We start from the raw sequence: 21,690 nt of genomic DNA, 5'->3' as shown, positions 1-21,690 counted from the left end.
TGCTATGCACTATTTTTAATGAGCGGGCTATTGACCCTATATTGTGCGTGATGGCGTTTTGTAACTATATATTTGTAACAAATGTTTCATCAGTGTTAGCACGCTTTTTCAGCACGCGTAAATTTATGATGAGGACGATTACCTGTCAATTGATTCATTTTATTGGCAATAAATAATCAGAGAAAAAATGATGAAAAATAGGTGAGGGGCACATAGTAGATTTACTAAGAGAGTGTTCTGGATGGGAGTAATTGACAATAAGAAGAACTTATTGTTAACTTTTTTTTATTTTTTCTTTGCATGAATGAAATGAAATGTTGCTGCATTGATGTTTGTTCTTTTAATTACTGCTTTTTCTATGTTTTTATTGAAGCTGAATTTATTGTAGATCAAATAATGCCATCCGCAGGCCAGATAATGGCTCTGGCCTGCGGAAAAATATAATCAGGTTACTGGGGCTGGGTTGAAAACGGCAAGGGCATTATGAAGCCCCCATTGATCGGACCAGGTTTTTTTCTTGCTGCTAGCGATATCCAAAATGAAATGAAAAAGCTGCCAGCCGACGTCTTCGATCGTGGCGTCTCCGGTTGCAATCGTACCGGCATCAATATCCATCAGATCGTGCCAGCGGTTTGCCAACGCGGTACGGGTCGCCATTTTGATCACGGGTACGGCCAGCAGACCATAGGGCGTACCGCGACCGGTGGTGAAGACCTGTACGGTGATGCCGGAAGCGAGCTGCTGGGTACCACACACAAAGTCGCTGGCTGGTGTTGCTGCGTAAATCAACCCGCGTTTGGTGGGGCGCTGGCCGGGGGACAGGACTTCGACAATTGCGCTGGTGCCGGATTTGGCGATAGAGCCGAGTGCTTTTTCCACCACGTTCGCGAGGCCACCTTTTTTGTTGCCCGGCGATGGGTTGGCGCTACGGTCGGTCTGGCCGCTGTCGAGGTAGTTATCGTACCAGGCCATTTCTTCCAACAGACGTTTACCGACCTCTTCATTGATGACGCGTGGTGTTAGCAGATGGATAGCGTCGCGTACTTCGGTCACTTCGGAGAACATGACGGTTGCGCCGCAACGTACCAGCAGGTCAGATGCAAAACCAACGGCTGGGTTAGCGGTGACGCCAGAGAAAGCATCGCTGCCGCCACACTGCATACCGACAACCAACTCTGATGCTGGACAGGTTTCACGTTGACGTTTGTTCAATCGTTGCAGGTGTTTGTCTGCCATCGTCAGAATGTCATCCACCATCGATCTGAAACCAACATGGTGTTCATCCTGCAAGCGGACAATGCTGGTGTCATCGAGGGAGATGGCCTGTACATCTGGCGTTCCTTCTAGCAGGCGTTCCGGCTGTAATTTTTCACAGCCCAGACCCACCACCAGTATCTCGCCGCCAAAATTCGGGTTCAGTGCCAGATTGTGAATGGTGCGGATAGGAACGACCGCCGCAGGGGCATTGATTGCCACGCCACAGCCATAGAGGTGATTGAGCGCGACCACACCGTCCACATTGGGATACTTGGGTAATAAATCTCGCTCGATAATTTTGACGACATAGTCCACTACGCCCGCGACGCAGTGTACGCTGGTGGTAATGCCCAACAGGTTTTTCGTGCCTACGCTGCCATCAGCGTTGCGATAACCTTCAAAGGTGTAGCCTTCCAGCGGAGGAAGAGAAGGGGGAATGTTGGTCGCCAGCGGTAAGGTTTCCAGCGCGGGTGCCTGAGGTAACTCGACAACGGATTCGTCAATCCAGCTTCCTTTGGCAATATCGCGCAGCGCATAGCCGATAATTTCGCCATAGCGGATGATTGCGCCTGATTTGGCGATATCAACAAGGGCAACTTTGTGACCTTGCGGAACATGTTCAATTAATTCCAGATTATCATTAAAACGGGTTCCGGCACGTAAGCCATTATTATTAACAACAATGGCAACATTATCGGAATCGTGAACCTTAATATAAAGTGGCTGCTCTTGTGCAGCATTACTTTCTGATTTATCTGACATGATGCAAGCCTTTATTATTTGTTTATCAGAAACGCTGTGGTAACTATTACTATACGAGTAACTTACCACATGACTACTTCATTGCTCGCTAATGAGTATACGTGAGGTTCCTTTCTCGTACATTATGCAATTGACCTAAGCCGGCGCTTTTTGTTTCTTATTTATCGGGTGAATGACTAGTTTTTGGTGAGTTTGATCACATTTTGTCTGCGCACTGTTTTTAGGCCGGAAATGAAAATAATATGTATGAATGTAAAAAGAGAATAACGGCGTTTTTCGTGAAATACCTCGCACTATATAGGGCAAGTGCACCAACATATTCCAAAGGACATTTTTAATGTTGTGCTTTTATCTAGTGAGCATCCAGCAGGTAAAAATTATAATGTTCCTGCGAGTTGAAGATGTCAGCTAATTACTCTGATGCTATATAGCCTGGCTATTCGCAAAAAAAAATAAAAATGGGAATGTTAACTATCCACCGATCTTCATTCTGATAACCCTACACCGTTATCTGTTATTCAGAATGAATGAGCGAACCGCGATTGAAGCAGGAGTTCATCATGAATACAGTAAGCTCAGCAGCTGGCGCGATACAAAAGAGAACAAACGCCCGCTACTGGATTGTCGTGATGTTGTTTATTGTCACGTCATTTAACTATGGAGACCGTGCGACCTTGTCCATTGCTGGTTCAGCAATGTCCAAGGATATTGGACTGGATGCGGTAGGGATGGGATTTATCTTCTCTGCGTTCTCCTGGGCATATGTTATTGGTCAAATACCCGGAGGCTGGCTGCTCGATCGCTTTGGCTCAAAGAAAGTCTATTTTTACAGTATCTTCACCTGGTCGATTTTTACCTTATTACAAGGCTTTGTCGATATCTTCAGCGGGGCGGGCATCGTCATTTCTTTGTTCCTCCTGCGCTTTATGGTCGGCTTGTGTGAATCACCTTCCTTCCCGGGAAATAGCCGAATTGTGGCGGCTTGGTTCCCTGCACAGGAGCGTGGAACGGCTGTCGCGATATTCAACTCGGCACAGTACTTTGCGACCGTGATCTTCGCTCCTATCATGGGCTGGCTGGTACACGCCGTAGGTTGGGCGCATGTGTTCTGGTTCATGGGCGGGTTAGGTATCATCCTCAGCTTTGTCTGGCTGAAAGTGATCCACGATCCCAAAGATCACCCTAGCGTGAATCAGGCTGAACTGGATTATATTGAAGCCGGTGGCGCACTGATTAATATGGATGCCAAAGGGTCGAAGAAAGCGACCGTGAAGGGTGAAAAATGGCATCAGATCAAGCAATTACTGCAGTCCCGTATGATGCTTGGTGTTTACATTGGTCAATATTGCATTAACGCAATGACCTACTTCTTCATCACCTGGTTCCCACTTTATCTGGTTCAGGCGCGCGGCATGTCGATCCTCAAAGCGGGATTTGTTGCCTCGGTGCCTGCTATCTGCGGTTTTGTGGGTGGCGTTCTGGGCGGCATCATTTCCGATTACCTGATGCGCCGGACCAATTCACTGACCTTTGCCCGTAAAACGCCTATCGTTCTCGGTATGTTGCTCTCCATGTCGATGGTGATTTGTAACTACGTTGAAACCGAGTGGGTTGTCATTGCTGTGATGTCTGCGGCCTTCTTCGGCAAAGGTATTGGTGCGCTAGGTTGGGCGGTTATGGCCGATACGGCACCGAAAGAAATCAGCGGGTTAAGTGGCGGTCTGTTCAATATGTTCGGCAATGCGTCTGGTATCGTAACGCCGATTGCAATTGGCTACATCATCGGGATGACCGGCTCTTTCAATGGTGGCCTGGTGTATGTCGGGATCCATGCGCTGGTTGCCATCGTCAGCTACCTGTTCATTGTGCAAGATATTAAACGTGTCGAATTGAAGCCATTCGTTAAGAATTAAAGTCGTTCGTTACAGCATTAACCTGCATGTAGGCAGTAACACAAAACGCTGTGCCGTCATACTGATGGCTCGGCGTTTTGTCCTTTATTTATGTCATGGAAAGTAGGGATTTACCTATTCGAAATCGGGCGCTAATGGTCTGTATTCCGGTGTTTATAAGGCAGAAATTCGCTTTTCCCGGTTTTCGTGAAACACCTCCCATTGGCCTGTGATAATGACATATTTAATCTGCATTTCGACAGGGAATGCTGTGCTATTGCCCAATGAGTTGTGAAATAAGAAAACTTATACTTTTGACTGAGGTTGGTAAGGCGGTACGGATTATGGCACCGCTTTCCCGATCGTTTTATTCCGGTATCAAGGTAGTTTATACCTGTTTTTATTCTGATAACCCTACAGGCATTGTTCATTTCAAATCAGAGTAAAAACAAGGTCGCGCTAAAAAGTAGGAAAACAACATGAAATCATCTACTGGTGCACCATCTGTTTTTTATTTCTGTATGACTGAATTATTTTCATCCGCCTCAACGCGTACCTGCGTTTTGGCAAGTATCGGAAACCTAAGCGTAAATTCTGTTCGCTCTATCCATGACGGGAGCCTGTAATGACAAATTTTTCAGCGACTCCTGTAATTACCGACATGAAAGTCATCCCCGTTGCGGGCTATGACAGCATGCTGCTGAACATCGGTGGTGCACATGGCGCTTACTTCACCCGTAACATCGTGATTTTAACCGACAGCGCTGGGCATACCGGTGTTGGTGAAGCGCCCGGTGGTGAGGTCATTTACAACACGCTGGTCGAGGCCATTCCCCGCGTGAAAGGCGAACAAATTGCCCGGATGAACCGTCTGGTTCATGACATCCATGTCGGCAACCAATCTTCTGATTTTGATTCTTTCGGCAAAGGTGCCTGGACGTTTGAGCTGCGCGTGAATGCGGTTGCGGCACTCGAAGCGGCACTGCTCGATCTGCTGGGGCAATTCATGGGTGTCCCGGTTGCCGAACTGCTTGGACCGGGTAAGCAGCGTGATGAAGTCACCGTGCTCGGTTACCTGTTCTATATCGGCGACCGCACGAAGACGGATTTGCCTTATTTATCAGGTGAGAAAGTATCAGGTGAAAAAGGCAAGCACGAGTGGTACCACCTGCGTCACCAACAGGCGATGGACAGCGAGGCGATTGTGCGTCTGGCCGAAGCCACCACCGACCGCTACGGATTCAAAGATTTCAAACTTAAAGGTGGCGTGCTGCCCGGTGAGCAGGAAATCGATGCCGTGAAGGCGCTGAAAAAACGTTTCCCAGATGCCCGCATTACCGTCGATCCAAACGGTGCCTGGCTGCTGGATGAAGCAATAGATTTGTGCAAAGACATGAAGGGCATTCTGACCTATGCGGAAGACCCGTGCGGTGCTGAGCAAGGTTTCTCCGGTCGTGAGGTGATGGCTGAATTCCGCCGTGCTACCGGGCTGCCAGTAGCGACCAACATGATTGCCACCAACTGGCGTGAAATGAATCATGCCGTGATGTTGCAAGCGGTCGATATCCCGCTGGCCGATCCGCATTTCTGGACGATGCACGGTGCGGTACGCGTCGCCCAGCTATGTGATGAGTGGGGCCTGACGTGGGGCTGCCATTCAAATAACCATTTCGATATCTCCCTGGCGATGTTCACGCACGTGGGTGCGGCGGCGCCGGGTAACCCGACGGCGATTGATACGCACTGGATCTGGCAGGAAGGGCAGCATCTGACCAAAGAGCCGCTGCAAATCGTCAACGGTAAAATTAAGGTGCCAGATCGTCCCGGTCTGGGGATTGAGCTGGATATGGAACAGGTCATGAAAGCTCACGATCTGTATAAAAAATTACCGAGCGGGGCACGTAATGATGCTGCCGCCATGCAGTACCTGATTCCTGGTTGGAAATTTGATCGTAAACGCCCGGTTTTTGGCCGCTAACCCTACATAGAAAAATTAGAGAGATAAGGATAAGAAAATGACGTTGCAAAATTCAACTCCGGTTATTACCCACATGCAGGTTATTCCGGTTGCAGGTCACGACAGTATGCTGCTCAACCTGAGCGGTGCACATGCACCCTATTTCACTCGCAACATTGTGATTTTGAAAGATAACGCTGGGAATACCGGTGTTGGTGAAATTCCTGGCGGTGAAAAAATCCGTCAGACGCTGGAGGATGCTGCCGCGCTGGTGGTGGGTAAAACGCTGGGCGAATACAAAAACGTGATGACGGCAGTACGTGCGCAGTTCGCTGATCGTGACTCTTCTGGACGCGGTTTGCAGACGTTCGATCTGCGTATCACCATCCATGTCGTCACGGGTATAGAAGCCGCAATGCTCGATCTGCTGGGGCAATTCCTCAATGTCAGCGTGGCCTCGCTGCTGGGCGATGGCCAACAGCGTGATGCGGTAGAAATGCTGGGTTATCTGTTCTACATCGGCGATCGTAATAAAACCGATCTGCCTTACCAGAGCCAGACGAATGAGAAGTGCGACTGGTATCGTCTGCGTCACGAAGAAGCTCTGTCACCAGAAACCATCGTGCGTCTGGCTGAAGCCGCGTATGAAAAATACGGATTCAATGATTTCAAACTGAAAGGCGGCGTACTGGCCGGTAGCGAAGAAGCCGAAGCGGTAACTGCACTGGCTAAGCGCTTCCCGCAGGCACGTATCACGCTAGACCCGAATGGTGCCTGGTCGCTGGATGAAGCCATCGATCTGGGCAAACAACTGCGCGGCGTACTGGCGTATGCAGAAGATCCGTGCGGCGCGGAACAAGGTTTCTCTGGTCGTGAAGTGATGGCTGAATTCCGCCGTGCGACCGGTCTGCCTACCGCGACCAACATGATCGCTACCGACTGGCGACAAATGGGCCACACGATTTCGCTGCAATCGGTCGATATTCCGTTGGCCGATCCGCACTTCTGGACGATGCAAGGTTCCGTTCGTGTGGCGCAGATGTGCCACGAATGGGGCTTAACCTGGGGTTCTCACTCCAATAACCACTTTGATATTTCACTGGCCATGTTTACTCAGGTCGCCGCGGCGGCTCCGGGCAAGATTACGGCGATTGATACGCACTGGATCTGGCAGGAAGGCAACCAGCGCCTGACGAAAGAACCGTTGCAGATTGTTGGCGGCATGGTGGAAGTACCGAAGAAACCGGGTCTGGGTGTTGAGCTGGATATGGATCAGGTAATGAAAGCACACGAACTGTATAAAAACATGGGATTAGGCGCACGTAACGACGCAATGGGAATGCAGTACCTTATTCCTGAGTGGACATTTGATAATAAACGTCCGTGTCTGGTTCGCTAACGTTCTGCTTTTCCGTTTTTTGAGCGCGCCGCTTCAGCTAAGTGGCGCTGGAATGACCGAGGATAAAAAATGAAGACTCCGCTGTTACCTAACCGTTTTCGCCAAGATTTGCAGCAGGGGAAAACGTTGATTGGCTGCTGGTGTGCGCTAGGCAACCCGATTTCAACTGAAGTGCTGGGGCTCGCGGGATTCGACTGGCTAGTGCTGGATGGAGAACACGCGCCTAACGATATCGTGACGTTTATCCCTCAGCTAATGGCGCTGAAAGGTAGCCACAGTGCGCCCGTCGTCCGCCCGCCGTGCAATGAGCCGATCATCATCAAACGGCTGTTGGATATAGGGTTCAATAACTTCCTGATCCCCTTCGTGGAAACGGCAGAAGAAGCCGCGCGTGCGGTCGCTTCAACCCGTTATCCGCCTGCGGGTATTCGCGGTGTTTCCGTGGCACATCGTAGCAATAGCTATGGCACCGAACCGGACTATTTCGCCAAGATTAACGACAACATTACCGTCGTGGTGCAAATCGAAAGCCAGGACGGCCTCGACAATCTGGATGCGATCATCGCGGTAGACGGCGTAGACGGCGTATTCGTTGGCCCGAGCGATCTGTCTGCGGCGCTGGGCTATCTCGGTCAGCCTAACCACCCTGACGTGCAGAAAGCGATCCGCCACATCTTCGATCGCGCTGCGGCGCATAACAAACCGTGCGGCATTCTGGCTCCGGTTGAAGCCGATGCGCGTCGCTATCTGGAATGGGGTGCAAGCTTCGTCGCGGTAGGCAGCGATCTGGGCGTATTCCGCAGCGCGACACAGGCGTTGAGCGACAAATACAAGAAGTAATTCAGTGATTCCGCCGCGAATCGGATCCGTCATGAGACGGGTTCATCGTGAATTGAAGTGATATCTACATCAGACAATGAGGTTAGGGCGATGAAAATTGGTTTTATTGGACTGGGCATTATGGGAAAACCGATGAGTAAAAATCTGCTGAAAGCAGGTTACTCATTAGTCGTGATGGACAGAAATCTGGAAGCCGTCGCGGAAGTGGTTGCGGCAGGTGCGACGTCAGCTGAAACACCGAAACAGGTTGCGGAGCAGAGCGACGTTATCATCACCATGTTGCCTAACTCTCCACATGTAAAAGAGGTGGTGCTGGGCGAAAACGGCGTCATCGAAGGTGCGCGTGCCGGAAGCATTGTGGTGGATATGAGTTCAATCGCACCGCTTGCCAGCCGTGAAATTGCTGCTGTGCTGGCGGAGAAAGATATCGCCATGCTGGACGCACCGGTCAGCGGCGGTGAACCCAAAGCGGTCGACGGCACGCTGTCCGTAATGGTCGGTGGTGACAAAGCGCAGTTTGACCGCTGCTTTGAAATTCTGAAATCAATGGCAGGTTCTGTTGTACATACCGGTGATATCGGTGCGGGCAACGTCACTAAACTGGCGAACCAGGTGATTGTGGCACTGAACATCGCTGCCATGTCTGAAGCGCTGGTACTGGCGACGAAAGCAGGCGTTAACCCCGATCTGGTTTATCAGGCGATTCGCGGTGGGCTGGCTGGCAGCACCGTGCTGGATGCGAAAGCGCCTATGGTCATGGATCGTAACTTTAAGCCGGGCTTTCGCATCGATCTGCATATTAAAGATCTGGCGAACGCGCTGGATACCTCACACGGCGTGGGCGCACAGTTGCCGTTAACGGCGGCGGTGATGGAAATGATGCAGGCGTTGAAAGCGGACGATCTGGGATCGGCCGACCATAGCGCACTGGCGTGTTATTACGAGAAGCTGGCTAAAGTAGAAGTCACGAGATAACCCGTGAAGCGATAGTCACGAGGCTGGCACGGTGTGCCAGCCGACTGGCAGATAAGCATTCTGATCTACCCAAGAGATTTCAGGATCTCTGCCCTGAAAGCAGGTGGATATAAGCGCTATTTCATGAGCGCGCGGATTATTGATGCAATCGGAACGTTGATGAAATCGGATCGTTTATGAAAATAGTGATCGCACCGGATTCTTATAAAGAAAGCCTGTCTGCACAAGAAGTTGCCACGCAGATTGAAAAGGGATTTCGTGAAATATTTCCCGATGCCTGCTATGTCAAATTGCCCGTTGCAGATGGTGGGGAAGGGACAGTTGAAGCCATGGTCGCTGCGACCGATGGCAAGATTGTGAATGTGAAGGTGACAGGGCCGTTAGGCGATAACATTGATGCGTTCTTTGGCCTGTCTGGCGATGAAAAAACGGCTTTTATTGAGATGGCGGCGGCAAGCGGTCTGGAACGCGTGCCTTCTCAACTGCGTAATCCGTTAAAGACCACCAGCTATGGTACGGGCGAGTTGATCCGCTGCGCGTTGGATCACGGCGTTCAGCACTGCATCATCGGGATTGGCGGGAGCGCAACCAATGATGGCGGATCAGGCATGGTGCAGGCGCTGGGCGCGAAGTTGCTGGATAAGCAGGGCGAACAGATTGGTTTTGGTGGTGGTGAACTCGACAAGCTTGCCAGCATTGATATCAGCGAGCTGGATGAACGTATTAAAAGCTGCCGTTTTGAAGTGGCCTGCGATGTGACCAACCCGTTGACGGGGAAACTGGGGGCATCGGCTATTTTTGGTCCTCAGAAAGGCGCAACGCCGGAGATGATAGAACAGTTGGATAATGCGTTGAAGCATTATGCAGCGGTGATCCGTCACGATCTGGACATGGACGTGGAACACGTTCCTGGATCCGGTGCGGCGGGCGGAATGGGGGCGGCGTTACAGGCCTTTTGCGGCGCTGAGCTTCGCCAGGGTATTGAGATTGTTACGGAAGCGCTAGGATTGGATGAACTGGTACGAGATGCCACGCTGGTGATTACCGGAGAAGGGCGTATCGACAGCCAGACGATCCATGGCAAAGTGCCGATTGGCGTGGCGCGAGTCGCCAAACAGTATAATAAACCGGTTATTGGTATCGCAGGCAGCCTGACGGCAGATGTCGCTGTGGTACATGAACATGGCCTAGATGCAGTATTCAGCGTGCTTTACAACATCTGCTCACTAGAAGAAGCGCTGGATAATGCGGCAGAGAATGTGCGAATGACGGCGCGTAATATCGCCGCCACGATCCGACTGGCGCAGTCAATATCGCGCTGAACGCCATATTGAGTTGATAATCGTACCGATCGTCAGTAAAGGCAGGTGTTCGTAATACGCCTGCTTTACTGCGTGTTCATGCTGACGCGTTCATAACGACGAATGCAGAGGTTTGATATGCGGCTGGGCGGCTTTGTTCACGTTATCGATCTCGTCCAGTAGTTCCAGCCATTCAGGTTCCAAATCGCTGGCATGAACGCCGTTACGTAGCTGTTGTTCCAGATAGCGGCAGATGCGTTTCAGACGCGGGACGCCGCTGTAGCTGCAACTGCCGTGCAGTTTATGAACCAGCTCGATAATGTTGTCATCCGTTTGACCATTCAGCACATTTTCTATCTTCTGCCGAACTTCCGGCAGGAAATCCAACAGCATTTGTAACAGGTCACGTGCCAGTTCCGGCTTGTTCGCCGCCTGTTGCTGCGCCAGCGCCCAGTCGAGTGAGAGTTGGCTATCGTCGTGCTCGTTCAGCAAACCCGCAATATTTCCCCGGTCGCGCTTCAGCGGATCTTTCCGCGCATGGCGTGTCAGCACGCTTTTTAGCATCTGCTCGTCTATCGGTTTAGCCAGATAATCATCCATACCTGAGCGTAACAGGTGCTCACGTTCGCCCGTCATGGTCTGCGCAGTCACCGCGATAATGGGCGTAGTGGCATGATGAGGGATCTGGCGGATCAGCTCGCTGGCGCAAATGCCGTCCATACCCGGCATCTGAATATCCATCAGGATAATGTCGATTTGATGCATTTTCGCCTGTGAAATAGCGTCTGTTCCGCTTTCGCACAGGATAATCGTATCGACCTGTTCTTCCAGCAGTGTACCGATCAGCTTCAGATTGGCTGGGTTGTCATCCACTGCCATCACACTCAGCGGCAGACGGGCTGGATGGCGAACGACACTCTGGTGCGATGTGGTAGCGTCAGGCAGAAAAGAGAGCTGAAACAGCGTGCTGTCCTGTAGCAAGGGCAGCAGGCGTGATGCGGCGAGCGGTTTGCTCAGGCAAGCATGCACGCCGAAGGTTTTCAACTGCTCGGCATCCATTTGCGCCAGACTGGGCAGCGCCAGAATCACGCAAGGCGCACGGCGGCAGATATCGCGCAGTCTGGGCGTGTAGTCGAGCAGCATATTGCGATATTGCACAGGAATACCGAGCAGCAGGATATCAAAATCACCTTCCGGCAATTGCTCAAACGTCGGGCTGTAGCTCACCATCAACGGCGTCTGGCTCAGGATATCCAGCGTGGCCTGTGCGGCAATCGGATGGTACTCGACGTAGGCCAGATGTTTACCTTGCAGCATCGTATAAGCTGGCTCGGTCGGCATGGCGTGGGGGTTGAGCGGCAGCGTGATGTGGAACCAGAAGGTCGATCCCTTGTTGAGCTGACTTTGGAAACTGATATCGCCGCCCATCTCTTTGACCAGACGCTGGGTGATGACCAACCCGAGTCCTGTGCCGCCATGACGACGTGAAATACTGGTGTCTGCCTGTCGGAAAGCCTGAAACAGCTGTGACTGCTGCAACTCGGCGATACCGATGCCAGTATCGCGTATCTGCACTTCTAGCTGAACCTGATGATGTTCCTGTCGGCGCTTTTCCACCCGAATATCAATATTGCCCTGTTCAGTGAATTTAATCGCGTTACCCAACAGGTTGGTGATGATTTGCTGTATCCGCAGCGGATCGCCGACAAACTGCTCTGGAACGTCATTCTGAATACTGAGCGTTAGCTCCAACCCTTTTTCATGTGCTGTATGCGCCAGCAACATCACGACGTCGTCCAGCGTGCTGTGCAGGGAGAATGGAATATCTTCCAGCACGAGCTTCCCAGCCTCCAGCTTCGAGAAATCCAGCACATCGTTAATAATATTCAACAGATTATTGGCGGATCGTTCGATGGTGAGCAGATAATCAGTCTGCGTCGTGTTCAGCGGGGTCTTCAGCGTCTGACGGGTGAAACCGATCACGCCATTCAGCGGCGTTCTCAGTTCATGTGACATATTTGCCAGAAACTCAGACTTGATGCGTGCCGCTTCCTGCGCCCGTTTTTTAGCCAGATCCAGTTCGACGTTTTGGATCTCCATCTGCTCCAGCGTTTCGCGCAGATCGTAGGTTGCCTGATCGATATTTTGCTGCATCTCTTCGTGGTAGGCAGTCAGCGACATCGCCATCGAGTTAATGCCATTTTTCAGCATATCCAGCTCGCCGAGCATGTAGCCTTCCACCCGGCTATCCAACTGCCCGCGGCGAATGCGATCGACGGTATCAACCATATTGCGGATCGGGGTAGTGACATCCCGCATCAGACGATAAGCAAAGAGGACGGCGGCGCCCAAAGATAACAGCAGCAAGAGCGCGGCGATAAAAATTTCCTGATACTGCTGAAGCCGAATAGTGCTGGTATCCAGCTCGATCACCAGATAGCCGAGGGGCGTGGCGGTACCGGGCAGTACGGGCGTCGCCCCGCTAGGCATGAACTCGCTGTCATTGACGATCGGCATGTGCAGAATCAGCGCATCATTCGTGTGGTGCAGGTGCAACCTATTGTATGAAAGCGCATCGCTGCTGATCGGCTGTAATGTCACGCTGTTGCGTACATTGGTGGTGGCCAGTAGCTGATTACGGGCATCGAACAAGCTAATGGTGCGAATAATCGCGGAATGGCGGCGATGAAGCGTGTTGATTAACGCAGGAATCGTGTCCATCTGGCGATGGGTAATGGCGTAAGCGCTGATGGTCGCTAGCGGTTCAATGATACTGGTGCCTGAATCGGCCAATTGCGCCTGCAACTGATTGTAACGATGGATGACGAAGAACGAGCTGAGCAGTAGCCCGATCATGAGCGTCGGTGCCAAAATCAGTATCAACATCCGTGCACGAAGACTGTATTTGGTCATGAGGTTCCAATGTGGGAGAATTAGAGGATGCTAGGCATCCTATTATTTAATTTAGTTATACCTTAAATAATTCGAGTACAGCCGTTCAACTCAAGAGATCAATCGATAGTACATTATGGCGCAATTCTACTCTCCAAACCGGCGTGTGACGACCCGGAAAGCGGTTCCAGCGAAAAACCTCACTGTCACGGTCGCGTCACTTGACCCGTTTGGGCAAGGTGTAGCGCGTCACGAAGGAAAGACGGTTTTTGTCACGGGTGTGCTGCCGGGAGAGCAGGCCGAGGTGCAACTGACGGAAGAGAAGCGTCAGTTTTCACATGCAAAGCTTAAACGCCTGTTGACGCCTAGCCCGCAGCGCGTTGAGCCGCCGTGCCCTCACTTTACCCGCTGTGGCGGCTGTCAGCAGCAGCATGCAGAAATTACGCTGCAACAGAGCAGCAAAACGGCGGCGTTGATGCGCATGATGACGCGGGAAACGGGTATTGAGCTGTCAGCCGCATCGCTTATTGCTGGCACACCTTATGCCTATCGGAGGCGCGCGCGGCTTGCGTTATACTTTCAGGCAAAAGAGCAGCGGCTGTTGATGGGTTATCGACAGTCAAATTCTCACGATCTGGTGGATATCAAAGCTTGTCCGGTGTTACGCCCCGAGCTTGAAGCGCTGCTGCAACCACTGCGCGACTGTTTAAGCCAATTAAGCGCAGTGAAACGCCTTGGGCATGTGGAACTGGTGCAGGCGGAGAACGGTCCGCTGCTGGTGCTGCGGCACCTTGATCCACTTCACCCAGCGGACGAGCAGGCATTGCGTGATTTTGCCCAACGGCAGGGTGTCTCGGTTTATCTGGCACCGGATGCTGAATCGCTGATGTGTTTGCATGGTGAAGAGCCGGTTTATCACATCGCCGGGCTGACGCTGGCATTTAGCCCGCGTGATTTTATTCAGGTCAATGATGCAGTGAACCAACAGATGGTTGCGCAGGCACTGGCGTGGCTGGATGTGCAACCACAGGATAGAATATTGGATCTGTTCTGCGGCATGGGCAACTTCACGCTGCCACTGGCACAGCGTGCCGCCAGCGTTGTTGGTGTGGAAGGGGTTACCGCGTTAGTTGAGAAAGGGCGTGAGAATGCCCGACGCAATGCCCTGTCCAATGTCACATTTTTTCACCAAAATCTTGAAGATGACGTCACACAGCAGCCGTGGGCAGCCCAAGGTTTTGATAAGATATTACTTGATCCGGCACGCGCGGGCGCGGCAGGCGTGATGGAGCAGATTACCAGACTGGCACCGAAACGAGTGGTGTATGTTTCCTGTAACGCCACGACGCTAGCGCGCGACAGCAAAGTATTACTCGCAGCCGGTTATCGGCTGGCGAATGTCGCGATGTTGGATATGTTTCCACATACCGGACACCTTGAGTCGATGGCACTGTTTTTGCACGATACCGGCACGCGGAAGGCGCAATAAGCAGCAAAGTCGCGACGTTTGCAAGGTGAAGGGTAACGTAGGGAGAAATTATGGTTGCGGTAAGAAGTGCGCATTTGAATACGGAAGGTGAATTCGTCCCTGACGCGTGGATTGCTTCACTGGGTATTGCCAGTCAGCAATCGTGTGAACGTTTAGCCGAAACCTGGCGTTACTGTGAGCAGCAAACGCAAAATCAGCCCGATGCATCGTTACTGCTGTGGCGCGGCATCGAAATGGTAGAAATCCTGTCCACGCTCAGCATGGACAATGACAGCATGCGCGCGGCGCTGCTTTTTCCGCTGGCCGATGCGAACGTAGTCGATGAAGCGACGCTGGAAGCCGCGTTTGGGAAAAACATCGTTGATTTGGTGCATGGCGTGCGCGATATGGATGCAATCCGCCAGCTCAAAGCGACGCAGAATGATTCGGACGCGTCTGAGCAGGTTGATAACATCCGTCGCATGCTGCTGGCGATGGTAGAAGATTTCCGCTGCGTGGTGATCAAGCTCGCCGAGCGTATTGCACACCTGCGTGAAGTGAAGGATGCCCCGGAAGAAGAACGGGTATTGGCGGCCAAAGAGTGTACCAATATCTACGCACCGCTGGCTAACCGCTTGGGCATCGGCCAGTTGAAGTGGGAGCTGGAGGATTTCTGCTTCCGCTACCTGCATCCTGATGAATATAAAAAAATCGCCAAGCTGCTACACGAGCGCCGTATCGATCGTGCGCAGTACATTGATGATTTTGTCAAAACGCTGCGCGATGCGATGAAAGAAGAGGGCGTACAGGCAGAGATTTACGGCCGTCCCAAGCATATCTACAGCATCTGGCGCAAGATGCAGAAGAAAGCACTGTCGTTCGATGAACTGTTCGATGTGCGTGCGGTACGTATTGTCGTTGAGCGTTTGCAGGATTGCTACGGGGCGCTCGGTATCGTGCATACACACTATCGCCATATGCCGGACGAGTTTGACGATTACGTCGCTAACCCCAAACCGAACGGCTATCAGTCCATCCACACCGTGGTGTTAGGGCCTAGCGGAAAGACGCTCGAAATTCAGATTCGTACGCGTCAGATGCATGAAGATGCTGAACTGGGCGTTGCGGCACACTGGAAATACAAAGAAGGCACCGCAGTCGGCGGGCGTTCCGGTTACGAAGGGCGCATTGCCTGGCTGCGTAAACTGCTCGCCTGGCAGGAAGAAGTGTCTGATTCGAATGACGTACTGGACGAAGTTCGCAGCCAGGTGTTTGACGATCGTGTCTATGTCTTTACGCCGAAAGGCGACGTGGTGGATCTTCCTGCGGGTTCAACGCCGTTGGATTTTGCTTATCACATCCACAGCGATATTGGGCACCGTTGCATCGGAGCGAAAATCGGCGGACGTATTGTGCCGTTTACCTACCAGTTGCACATGGGCGATCAGATTGAAATTATCACCCAGAAGCAGCCGAACCCAAGCCGTGACTGGCTGAACCCGAATCTGGGGTATATCACTACCAGCCGTGGACGCTCCAAGATCCAGAACTGGTTCCGTAAGCAAGATCGCGACAAGAACATTTTGGCGGGTCGACAGATTCTGGATGACGAACTGGCGCATTTGGGCGTCAGCCTGAAAGCGGCGGAAAAATTGCTGCTGCCGCGCTACAACGTGAATTCGCTGGATGAATTGCTAGCTGCTATTGGCGGCGGTGACGTGCGTCTGAACCAGATGGTGAATTTCCTGCAATCGCAGTTAAAACAGCCGAGTGCGGAGGAACTGGATCGCGAAGCCCTGCGCCAACTGACGCAAAAAACGCATCAGCCGCCAGCGCGCAGTAATAACAAAGACAATGGTCGTGTGGTGGTTGAAGGTGTTGGCAATCTGATGCATCACATTGCCCGCTGCTGCCAGCCGATCCCAGGTGATGAGATCACTGGGTTTATCACTCGCGGACGCGGGATTTCGATTCACCGCGCTGACTGTGAACAGTTGGACGAACTGCGGGCAAGTTCGCCGGAGCGCATTGTGGACGCGGTATGGGGTGAAAGCTACTCCAGCGGCTATTCGCTGGTGGTAAGGGTAATTGCCAACGATCGTAGCGGCCTGCTGCGAGATATCACCACGATTCTGGCGAATGAGAAGGTCAACGTACTGGGCGTTGCCAGCCGCAGCGACACCAAACAGCAACTGGCAACGATTGATATGGATATCGAAATCTACAACCTGCAAGTGCTGGGCCGCGTTCTGGCGAAGCTCAACCAACTGCCGGATGTGATTGATGCGCGGCGCCAGCAGGGGGCGTAAATAATGGTTTTGTGTTTTGCCTCAAGCGTAAAAATTACGCTGAGGAAACACAGTTATCTAGGATGAGTGGCATGGATGCCACGAAAGTCGCTGCCGCGTAGGGAACGCGTCAGCGACGGTCCGCCAGAGGACTGTATTTCCGAAGGCACCGCGAAGCGGCGTAATTCCCGCGCAAAAGACTGGGGTCACGGGGCGGCGTCGATTGGACGCCCCGTGTCGGGCGCGACGCAGTTGCGGAAATGATCGTTGGAATGTATCGCGCACGAAACCTCTCCAGCTTGTCTGCAATCTTCGTAAAAATAATTTTTGATTTTCAGGAATATTATGACTGTATCTTTGACGAATTTATCCTCCGTCGAGCGCCTGCTCGCCATCATGAAAACCCTCCGCGATCCCGAAAATGGTTGTCCGTGGGACAAGAAGCAGACTTTTGACACCATCGCGCCTTATACGCTGGAAGAAACCTACGAAGTGCTGGATGCCATCAGCCGTCAGGATTTTGACGATCTGCGCGGTGAGTTGGGAGATTTGCTGTTTCAGGTGGTGTTTTACGCACAAATGGCGCAGGAAAAGGGACTGTTCGATTTCTCCGACGTGTGTAACGCCATCAGCGACAAGTTGGAACGTCGTCATCCGCATATTTTCGGGGAACTGACGCTGACGGACAGCGATGCCGTGCTGGCAAACTGGGAGCAGACAAAAGCGCAAGAACGTGCGGAAAAAGATCGTCACTCGCCGTTGGATGACATTCCTGATGCGCTGCCTGCGTTGATGAAAGCGCAAAAAATTCAGCAACGTTGTTCGTCAGTTGGCTTCGATTGGGACAGTCTGGGCCCGGTTCTCGACAAAGTGTATGAAGAGATCGATGAGGTGATGTTTGAGGCGCGACAAGCCGTTGTCGATGAAGAAAAATTAGGTGAAGAGATTGGTGATTTATTGTTCGCCACAGTCAATCTCTCTCGTCACCTTGGGCACAAGGCAGAGAGCGCGTTACAGGCTGCTAATCGCAAGTTCACTCGTCGTTTTCGTGAGGTAGAACAAATCGTTACAGCATCAGGAAAAACGCTGGAACAGGCAACATTGGATGAAATGGAAGCCGCGTGGCAGCAGGTGAAAAAACAGGAAATAAGCCATTAATCGATTTTTAACCACAAGCTGGTTTTTTATCTGTTTTAATGATTTTATTCTATTGTTTTTAAAGGTAATTGAAGGTTTTGGTAAGCGCGGTTTTACCTAATCTTCGCGCGTGTTGGGATCGCCACATTGTGTAAAACGAACATTTGTGGCGCTCATCAGGTTCAGGTATACTACTTTCCCGTCTTGGTACCTCCATCGTCTTTAAACCTAAACTCTCAGGTTCAGCATGACAACTAATTATATTTTTGTGACCGGCGGGGTCGTTTCCTCTCTGGGTAAAGGCATTGCCGCAGCCTCTCTGGCGGCTATTCTTGAAGCCCGTGGCCTCAACGTTACCATCATGAAACTGGACCCGTATATCAACGTGGATCCGGGCACGATGAGCCCGACGCAGCACGGTGAAGTGTTTGTCACCGAAGACGGTGCCGAAACCGATCTGGACTTGGGTCACTACGAGCGTTTCATCCGCACTAAAATGTCGCGCCGCAACAACTTCACCACTGGCCGTATCTACTCTGATGTCCTGCGCAAAGAGCGCCGTGGCGACTATCTGGGCGCGACCATTCAGGTGATCCCACATATCACCAACGCGATTAAAGAGCGCATTATTGAAGGTGGCGAAGGCCACGATGTCGTTCTGGTAGAAATCGGCGGTACTGTCGGTGATATCGAATCTTTGCCGTTCCTTGAAGCGATTCGGCAGATGGCAGTACAAGTGGGCCGTGAGCACACGCTGTTTATGCACCTGACGCTGGTGCCGTATCTGGCGGCAGCGGGCGAAGTGAAAACCAAGCCGACGCAGCACTCCGTTAAAGAGCTGCTTTCTATCGGTATTCAGCCTGACGTGCTGATTTGTCGTTCCGACCGCACAGTGCCCGCCAACGAGCGTGCAAAAATTGCTTTATTCTGTAATGTGCCAGAAAAAGCAGTAATATCCCTTAAAGACATTGATTCGATTTATAAAATTCCAGCACTATTGAAATCACAAGGTCTGGACGATTATATTTGTAAACGATTCAGCTTGAACTGCCCCGAAGCAAACCTGTCAGAATGGGAACAGGTTGTGTATGAAGAAGCCAATCCGGGCGGCGAAGTGACTATCGGTATGGTCGGCAAATATGTTGCGCTGCCCGATGCCTACAAATCCGTTATTGAAGCGCTTAAGCACGGCGGGTTGAAGAACCGTCTGACGGTAAATATTAAGCTGATCGACTCACAGGATGTTGAAACCCGTGGTGTCGAAGTATTGAAAGATTTAGACGCTATCCTGATTCCGGGCGGTTTTGGCTATCGTGGCGTCGAAGGGAAAATCATGTCGGCGAATTACGCCCGTGAGAACAATATCCCTTATCTGGGCATTTGCCTGGGGATGCAGGTCGCATTAATGGAATTTGCCCGTAACGTTGCCGGGATGGAAGGGGCAAACTCAACGGAGTTTGTGCCAGACTGTAAGTACCCAGTGGTTGCGTTGATCACGGAATGGCGTGATGAGAACGGCGATGTTGAAGTCCGTGATGAAGCAAGCGATCTGGGCGGCACCATGCGCGTTGGCGGGCAGCAATGCCATCTGACCGAAGGCAGTCTGGTGCGTCAGATGTACGGTGAACAGACGATTATTGAACGTCACCGTCATCGTTATGAAGTTAACAACATGTTGTTGAAACAGATTGAAGCGGCGGGATTACGGGTTGCTGGCCTTTCCGCCGACCGCAAACTGGTGGAGATTGTCGAGTTACCCGATCATCCTTGGTTCGTTGCCTGTCAATTCCACCCGGAATTCACATCAACGCCGCGAGATGGACACCCCCTGTTTGCCGGCTTTGTCAAAGCCGCTGGCGCGTATCAGAAGCGTCAGGTGAAGTAAGAGTTATATCAGCAACGCGCGATTGTTATCGCGCGTTGCTCGTCTAGGGTTTTAGTTCTATCTAAAGTTTTAGTTTAACTTGTACTGAGGAAAATCTAATGTCCAAAATTGTTAAAGTCATCGGCCGTGAAATCATCGACTCACGCGGAAACCCAACTGTTGAAGCTGAAGTTCATCTGGAAGGTGGTTTTGTAGGTCTGGCTGCTGCGCCATCAGGAGCTTCTACTGGCTCTCGCGAAGCGCTGGAACTGCGTGACGGTGACAAATCCCGTTTTCTGGGCAAAGGCGTAACGAAAGCCGTTGCTGCTGTTAACGGCCCGATTGCTCAGGCTGTACTGGGTAAAGACGCGAAAGATCAGGCGAACATCGACAAGATCATGATCGACCTGGATGGTACTGAAAACAAATCTCAGTTCGGTGCTAACGCCATTCTGGCCGTTTCTCTGGCAGCCGCTAAAGCAGCCGCTGCGTCAAAAGGCCTGCCGCTGTACGCTCACATTGCTGAGCTGAACGGCACCCCAGGTAAATATTCTATGCCACTGCCAATGATGAACATCATCAACGGCGGCGAGCATGCGGATAACAACGTTGATATCCAAGAATTCATGATTCAGCCTGTTGGTGCGAAAACCCTGAAAGAAGCCATCCGTATGGGTTCTGAAGTGTTCCACACCCTGGCTAAAGTTCTGAAATCCAAAGGTATGGGCACTGCTGTTGGTGACGAAGGTGGCTATGCGCCAAACCTGGGTTCCAACGCCGAAGCGCTGGCCGTTATCGCAGAAGCGGTAAAAGCAGCAGGCTACGAGCTGGGCAAAGACATCACGCTGGCGATGGACTGCGCAGCGTCTGAATTCTACAAAGACGGTAAATACGTTCTGGCTGGCGAAGGCAACAAATCGTTCACCTCTGAAGAATTCACCCACTTCCTGGAAGATCTGACCAAACAGTACCCGATCGTGTCTATCGAAGACGGTCTGGACGAATCTGATTGGGCTGGCTTCGCTTACCAGACTAAGGTTCTGGGCGACAAAATCCAGCTGGTTGGTGACGATCTGTTCGTAACCAACACCAAGATCCTGAAAGAAGGCATCGATAAAGGCATCGCTAACTCTATCCTGATCAAATTCAACCAGATCGGTTCTCTGACCGAAACACTGGCTGCAATTAAAATGGCGAAAGATGCAGGCTACACCGCTGTTATCTCTCACCGTTCAGGCGAAACTGAAGATGCAACCATCGCTGACCTCGCAGTAGGTACAGCTGCGGGCCAGATCAAAACCGGTTCTATGAGCCGTTCTGACCGTGTTGCTAAATACAACCAGCTGATTCGTATCGAAGAAGCGCTGGGTGACTCTGCGCCGTTCAACGGCCTGAAAGAAGTTAAAGGCCAGTAATTGCGTCTCCGGCGTAATCGGGTAGCCGAGAAGGTGGCCTGATACGCGCCCAACGTGATTAGCTATAAAAATCCAGAAGCGTGAAAGCGTTTCTGGATTTTTTTATGGCAGACATCCCTGTCCGCCACCCTTCGGGCCGTTGCTGCGCAACGTTGAAAAATGTTCCTGACGTTTTTTTATGGCGGAAACCCTGTCTGTCACCCTTCGGGCCGTTGCTGCGCCACATTCTTACCGCTCAACACG

General features: G+C 51.7%; 13 protein-coding genes. 11 read left to right on the top strand and 2 right to left on the bottom strand.

Annotated elements, in window-relative coordinates; translation table 11 throughout:
* Positions 1 to 444: 444 nt before the first annotated feature.
* Complete coding sequence (gene garD / locus DCX48_08835) at positions 445 to 2,019, bottom strand: galactarate dehydratase (GenBank protein ID QXE14594.1); 1,575 nt, start codon at positions 2,017 to 2,019, stop codon at positions 445 to 447.
* Positions 2,020 to 2,579: 560 nt separating this feature from the next.
* Between garD and DCX48_08830 the strand changes: the two genes are divergently transcribed.
* The 6 genes from DCX48_08830 (at position 2,580) to DCX48_08805 (ending at position 10,404) form a co-directional block, all read left to right on the top strand.
* Positions 2,580 to 3,932, top strand: a complete 1,353-nt coding sequence (locus tag DCX48_08830; GenBank protein QXE14593.1) for an MFS transporter — start codon at positions 2,580 to 2,582, stop codon at positions 3,930 to 3,932.
* Between the two features lie 604 nt (positions 3,933 to 4,536).
* Positions 4,537 to 5,889 (top strand): glucarate dehydratase, encoded by a 1,353-nt coding sequence (locus DCX48_08825; protein ID QXE14592.1) that lies wholly within the window; start codon positions 4,537 to 4,539, stop codon positions 5,887 to 5,889.
* 37 nt (positions 5,890 to 5,926) lie between these two features.
* Positions 5,927 to 7,267, top strand: coding sequence for a glucarate dehydratase (gene gudD, locus DCX48_08820; protein ID QXE14591.1), 1,341 nt, complete (start codon positions 5,927 to 5,929; stop codon positions 7,265 to 7,267).
* A gap of 69 nt (positions 7,268 to 7,336) precedes the next feature.
* Positions 7,337 to 8,107, top strand: a complete 771-nt coding sequence (garL, locus tag DCX48_08815) for a 2-dehydro-3-deoxyglucarate aldolase (protein QXE14590.1) — start codon at positions 7,337 to 7,339, stop codon at positions 8,105 to 8,107.
* A 90-nt stretch (positions 8,108 to 8,197) separates the two neighbouring features.
* Complete coding sequence (locus tag DCX48_08810; protein ID QXE14589.1) at positions 8,198 to 9,082, top strand: 2-hydroxy-3-oxopropionate reductase; 885 nt, start codon at positions 8,198 to 8,200, stop codon at positions 9,080 to 9,082.
* Between the two features lie 176 nt (positions 9,083 to 9,258).
* Complete coding sequence (locus DCX48_08805) at positions 9,259 to 10,404, top strand: glycerate kinase (protein QXE14588.1); 1,146 nt, start codon at positions 9,259 to 9,261, stop codon at positions 10,402 to 10,404.
* A gap of 90 nt (positions 10,405 to 10,494) precedes the next feature.
* Here the strand turns inward: DCX48_08805 and barA are convergent, their stop codons facing one another.
* Positions 10,495 to 13,296, bottom strand: a complete 2,802-nt coding sequence (barA, locus tag DCX48_08800) for a two-component sensor histidine kinase BarA (GenBank protein QXE14587.1) — start codon at positions 13,294 to 13,296, stop codon at positions 10,495 to 10,497.
* 115 nt (positions 13,297 to 13,411) lie between these two features.
* Between barA and rlmD the strand changes: the two genes are divergently transcribed.
* From rlmD to DCX48_08775, 5 genes are all read left to right on the top strand, one after another.
* Positions 13,412 to 14,764, top strand: coding sequence for a 23S rRNA (uracil(1939)-C(5))-methyltransferase RlmD (gene rlmD / locus DCX48_08795; GenBank protein ID QXE14586.1), 1,353 nt, complete (start codon positions 13,412 to 13,414; stop codon positions 14,762 to 14,764).
* Positions 14,765 to 14,814: 50 nt separating this feature from the next.
* Complete coding sequence (gene relA / locus DCX48_08790; protein QXE14585.1) at positions 14,815 to 17,052, top strand: GTP diphosphokinase; 2,238 nt, start codon at positions 14,815 to 14,817, stop codon at positions 17,050 to 17,052.
* A gap of 324 nt (positions 17,053 to 17,376) precedes the next feature.
* The gene (locus DCX48_08785) at positions 17,377 to 18,189 is read left to right on the top strand and encodes a nucleoside triphosphate pyrophosphohydrolase (protein QXE14584.1); all 813 of its coding nucleotides are present in this window, start codon (positions 17,377 to 17,379) and stop codon (positions 18,187 to 18,189) included.
* A 226-nt stretch (positions 18,190 to 18,415) separates the two neighbouring features.
* A complete protein-coding gene (gene pyrG / locus DCX48_08780) occupies positions 18,416 to 20,053 on the top strand; it encodes a CTP synthase (glutamine hydrolyzing) (GenBank protein QXE14583.1) in 1,638 nt (545 codons plus the stop codon).
* Between the two features lie 98 nt (positions 20,054 to 20,151).
* Positions 20,152 to 21,447 carry a phosphopyruvate hydratase gene (locus DCX48_08775; protein QXE14582.1) on the top strand — a complete coding sequence of 432 codons (1,296 nt, stop codon included), beginning with the start codon at positions 20,152 to 20,154 and terminating at the stop codon, positions 21,445 to 21,447.
* The last annotated feature ends 243 nt before the right edge of the window (positions 21,448 to 21,690 follow it).

The sequence above is a fragment of the Pectobacterium atrosepticum genome (assembly GCA_019056595.1).
In the GTDB taxonomy this organism is placed as follows: Bacteria; Pseudomonadota; Gammaproteobacteria; order Enterobacterales; family Enterobacteriaceae; genus Pectobacterium; species Pectobacterium atrosepticum.
The sequence above is the reverse complement of the archived record's forward strand: the minus strand, read 5'-3'. Positions and strand labels throughout refer to the sequence as shown.

Coding starts and splice junctions, on each gene's coding strand:
- barA (QXE14587.1), bottom strand. CDS start 13,296: ATGACCAAATACAGTCTTCGTGCACGGATGTTGATACTGATTTTGGCA.
- DCX48_08825 (QXE14592.1), top strand. CDS start 4,537: ATGACAAATTTTTCAGCGACTCCTGTAATTACCGACATGAAAGTCATC.
- pyrG (QXE14583.1), top strand. CDS start 18,416: ATGACAACTAATTATATTTTTGTGACCGGCGGGGTCGTTTCCTCTCTG.
- DCX48_08830 (QXE14593.1), top strand. CDS start 2,580: ATGAATACAGTAAGCTCAGCAGCTGGCGCGATACAAAAGAGAACAAAC.
- DCX48_08810 (QXE14589.1), top strand. CDS start 8,198: ATGAAAATTGGTTTTATTGGACTGGGCATTATGGGAAAACCGATGAGT.
- relA (QXE14585.1), top strand. CDS start 14,815: ATGGTTGCGGTAAGAAGTGCGCATTTGAATACGGAAGGTGAATTCGTC.
- gudD (QXE14591.1), top strand. CDS start 5,927: ATGACGTTGCAAAATTCAACTCCGGTTATTACCCACATGCAGGTTATT.
- DCX48_08775 (QXE14582.1), top strand. CDS start 20,152: ATGTCCAAAATTGTTAAAGTCATCGGCCGTGAAATCATCGACTCACGC.
- garL (QXE14590.1), top strand. CDS start 7,337: ATGAAGACTCCGCTGTTACCTAACCGTTTTCGCCAAGATTTGCAGCAG.
- DCX48_08805 (QXE14588.1), top strand. CDS start 9,259: ATGAAAATAGTGATCGCACCGGATTCTTATAAAGAAAGCCTGTCTGCA.
- DCX48_08785 (QXE14584.1), top strand. CDS start 17,377: ATGACTGTATCTTTGACGAATTTATCCTCCGTCGAGCGCCTGCTCGCC.
- rlmD (QXE14586.1), top strand. CDS start 13,412: ATGGCGCAATTCTACTCTCCAAACCGGCGTGTGACGACCCGGAAAGCG.
- garD (QXE14594.1), bottom strand. CDS start 2,019: ATGTCAGATAAATCAGAAAGTAATGCTGCACAAGAGCAGCCACTTTAT.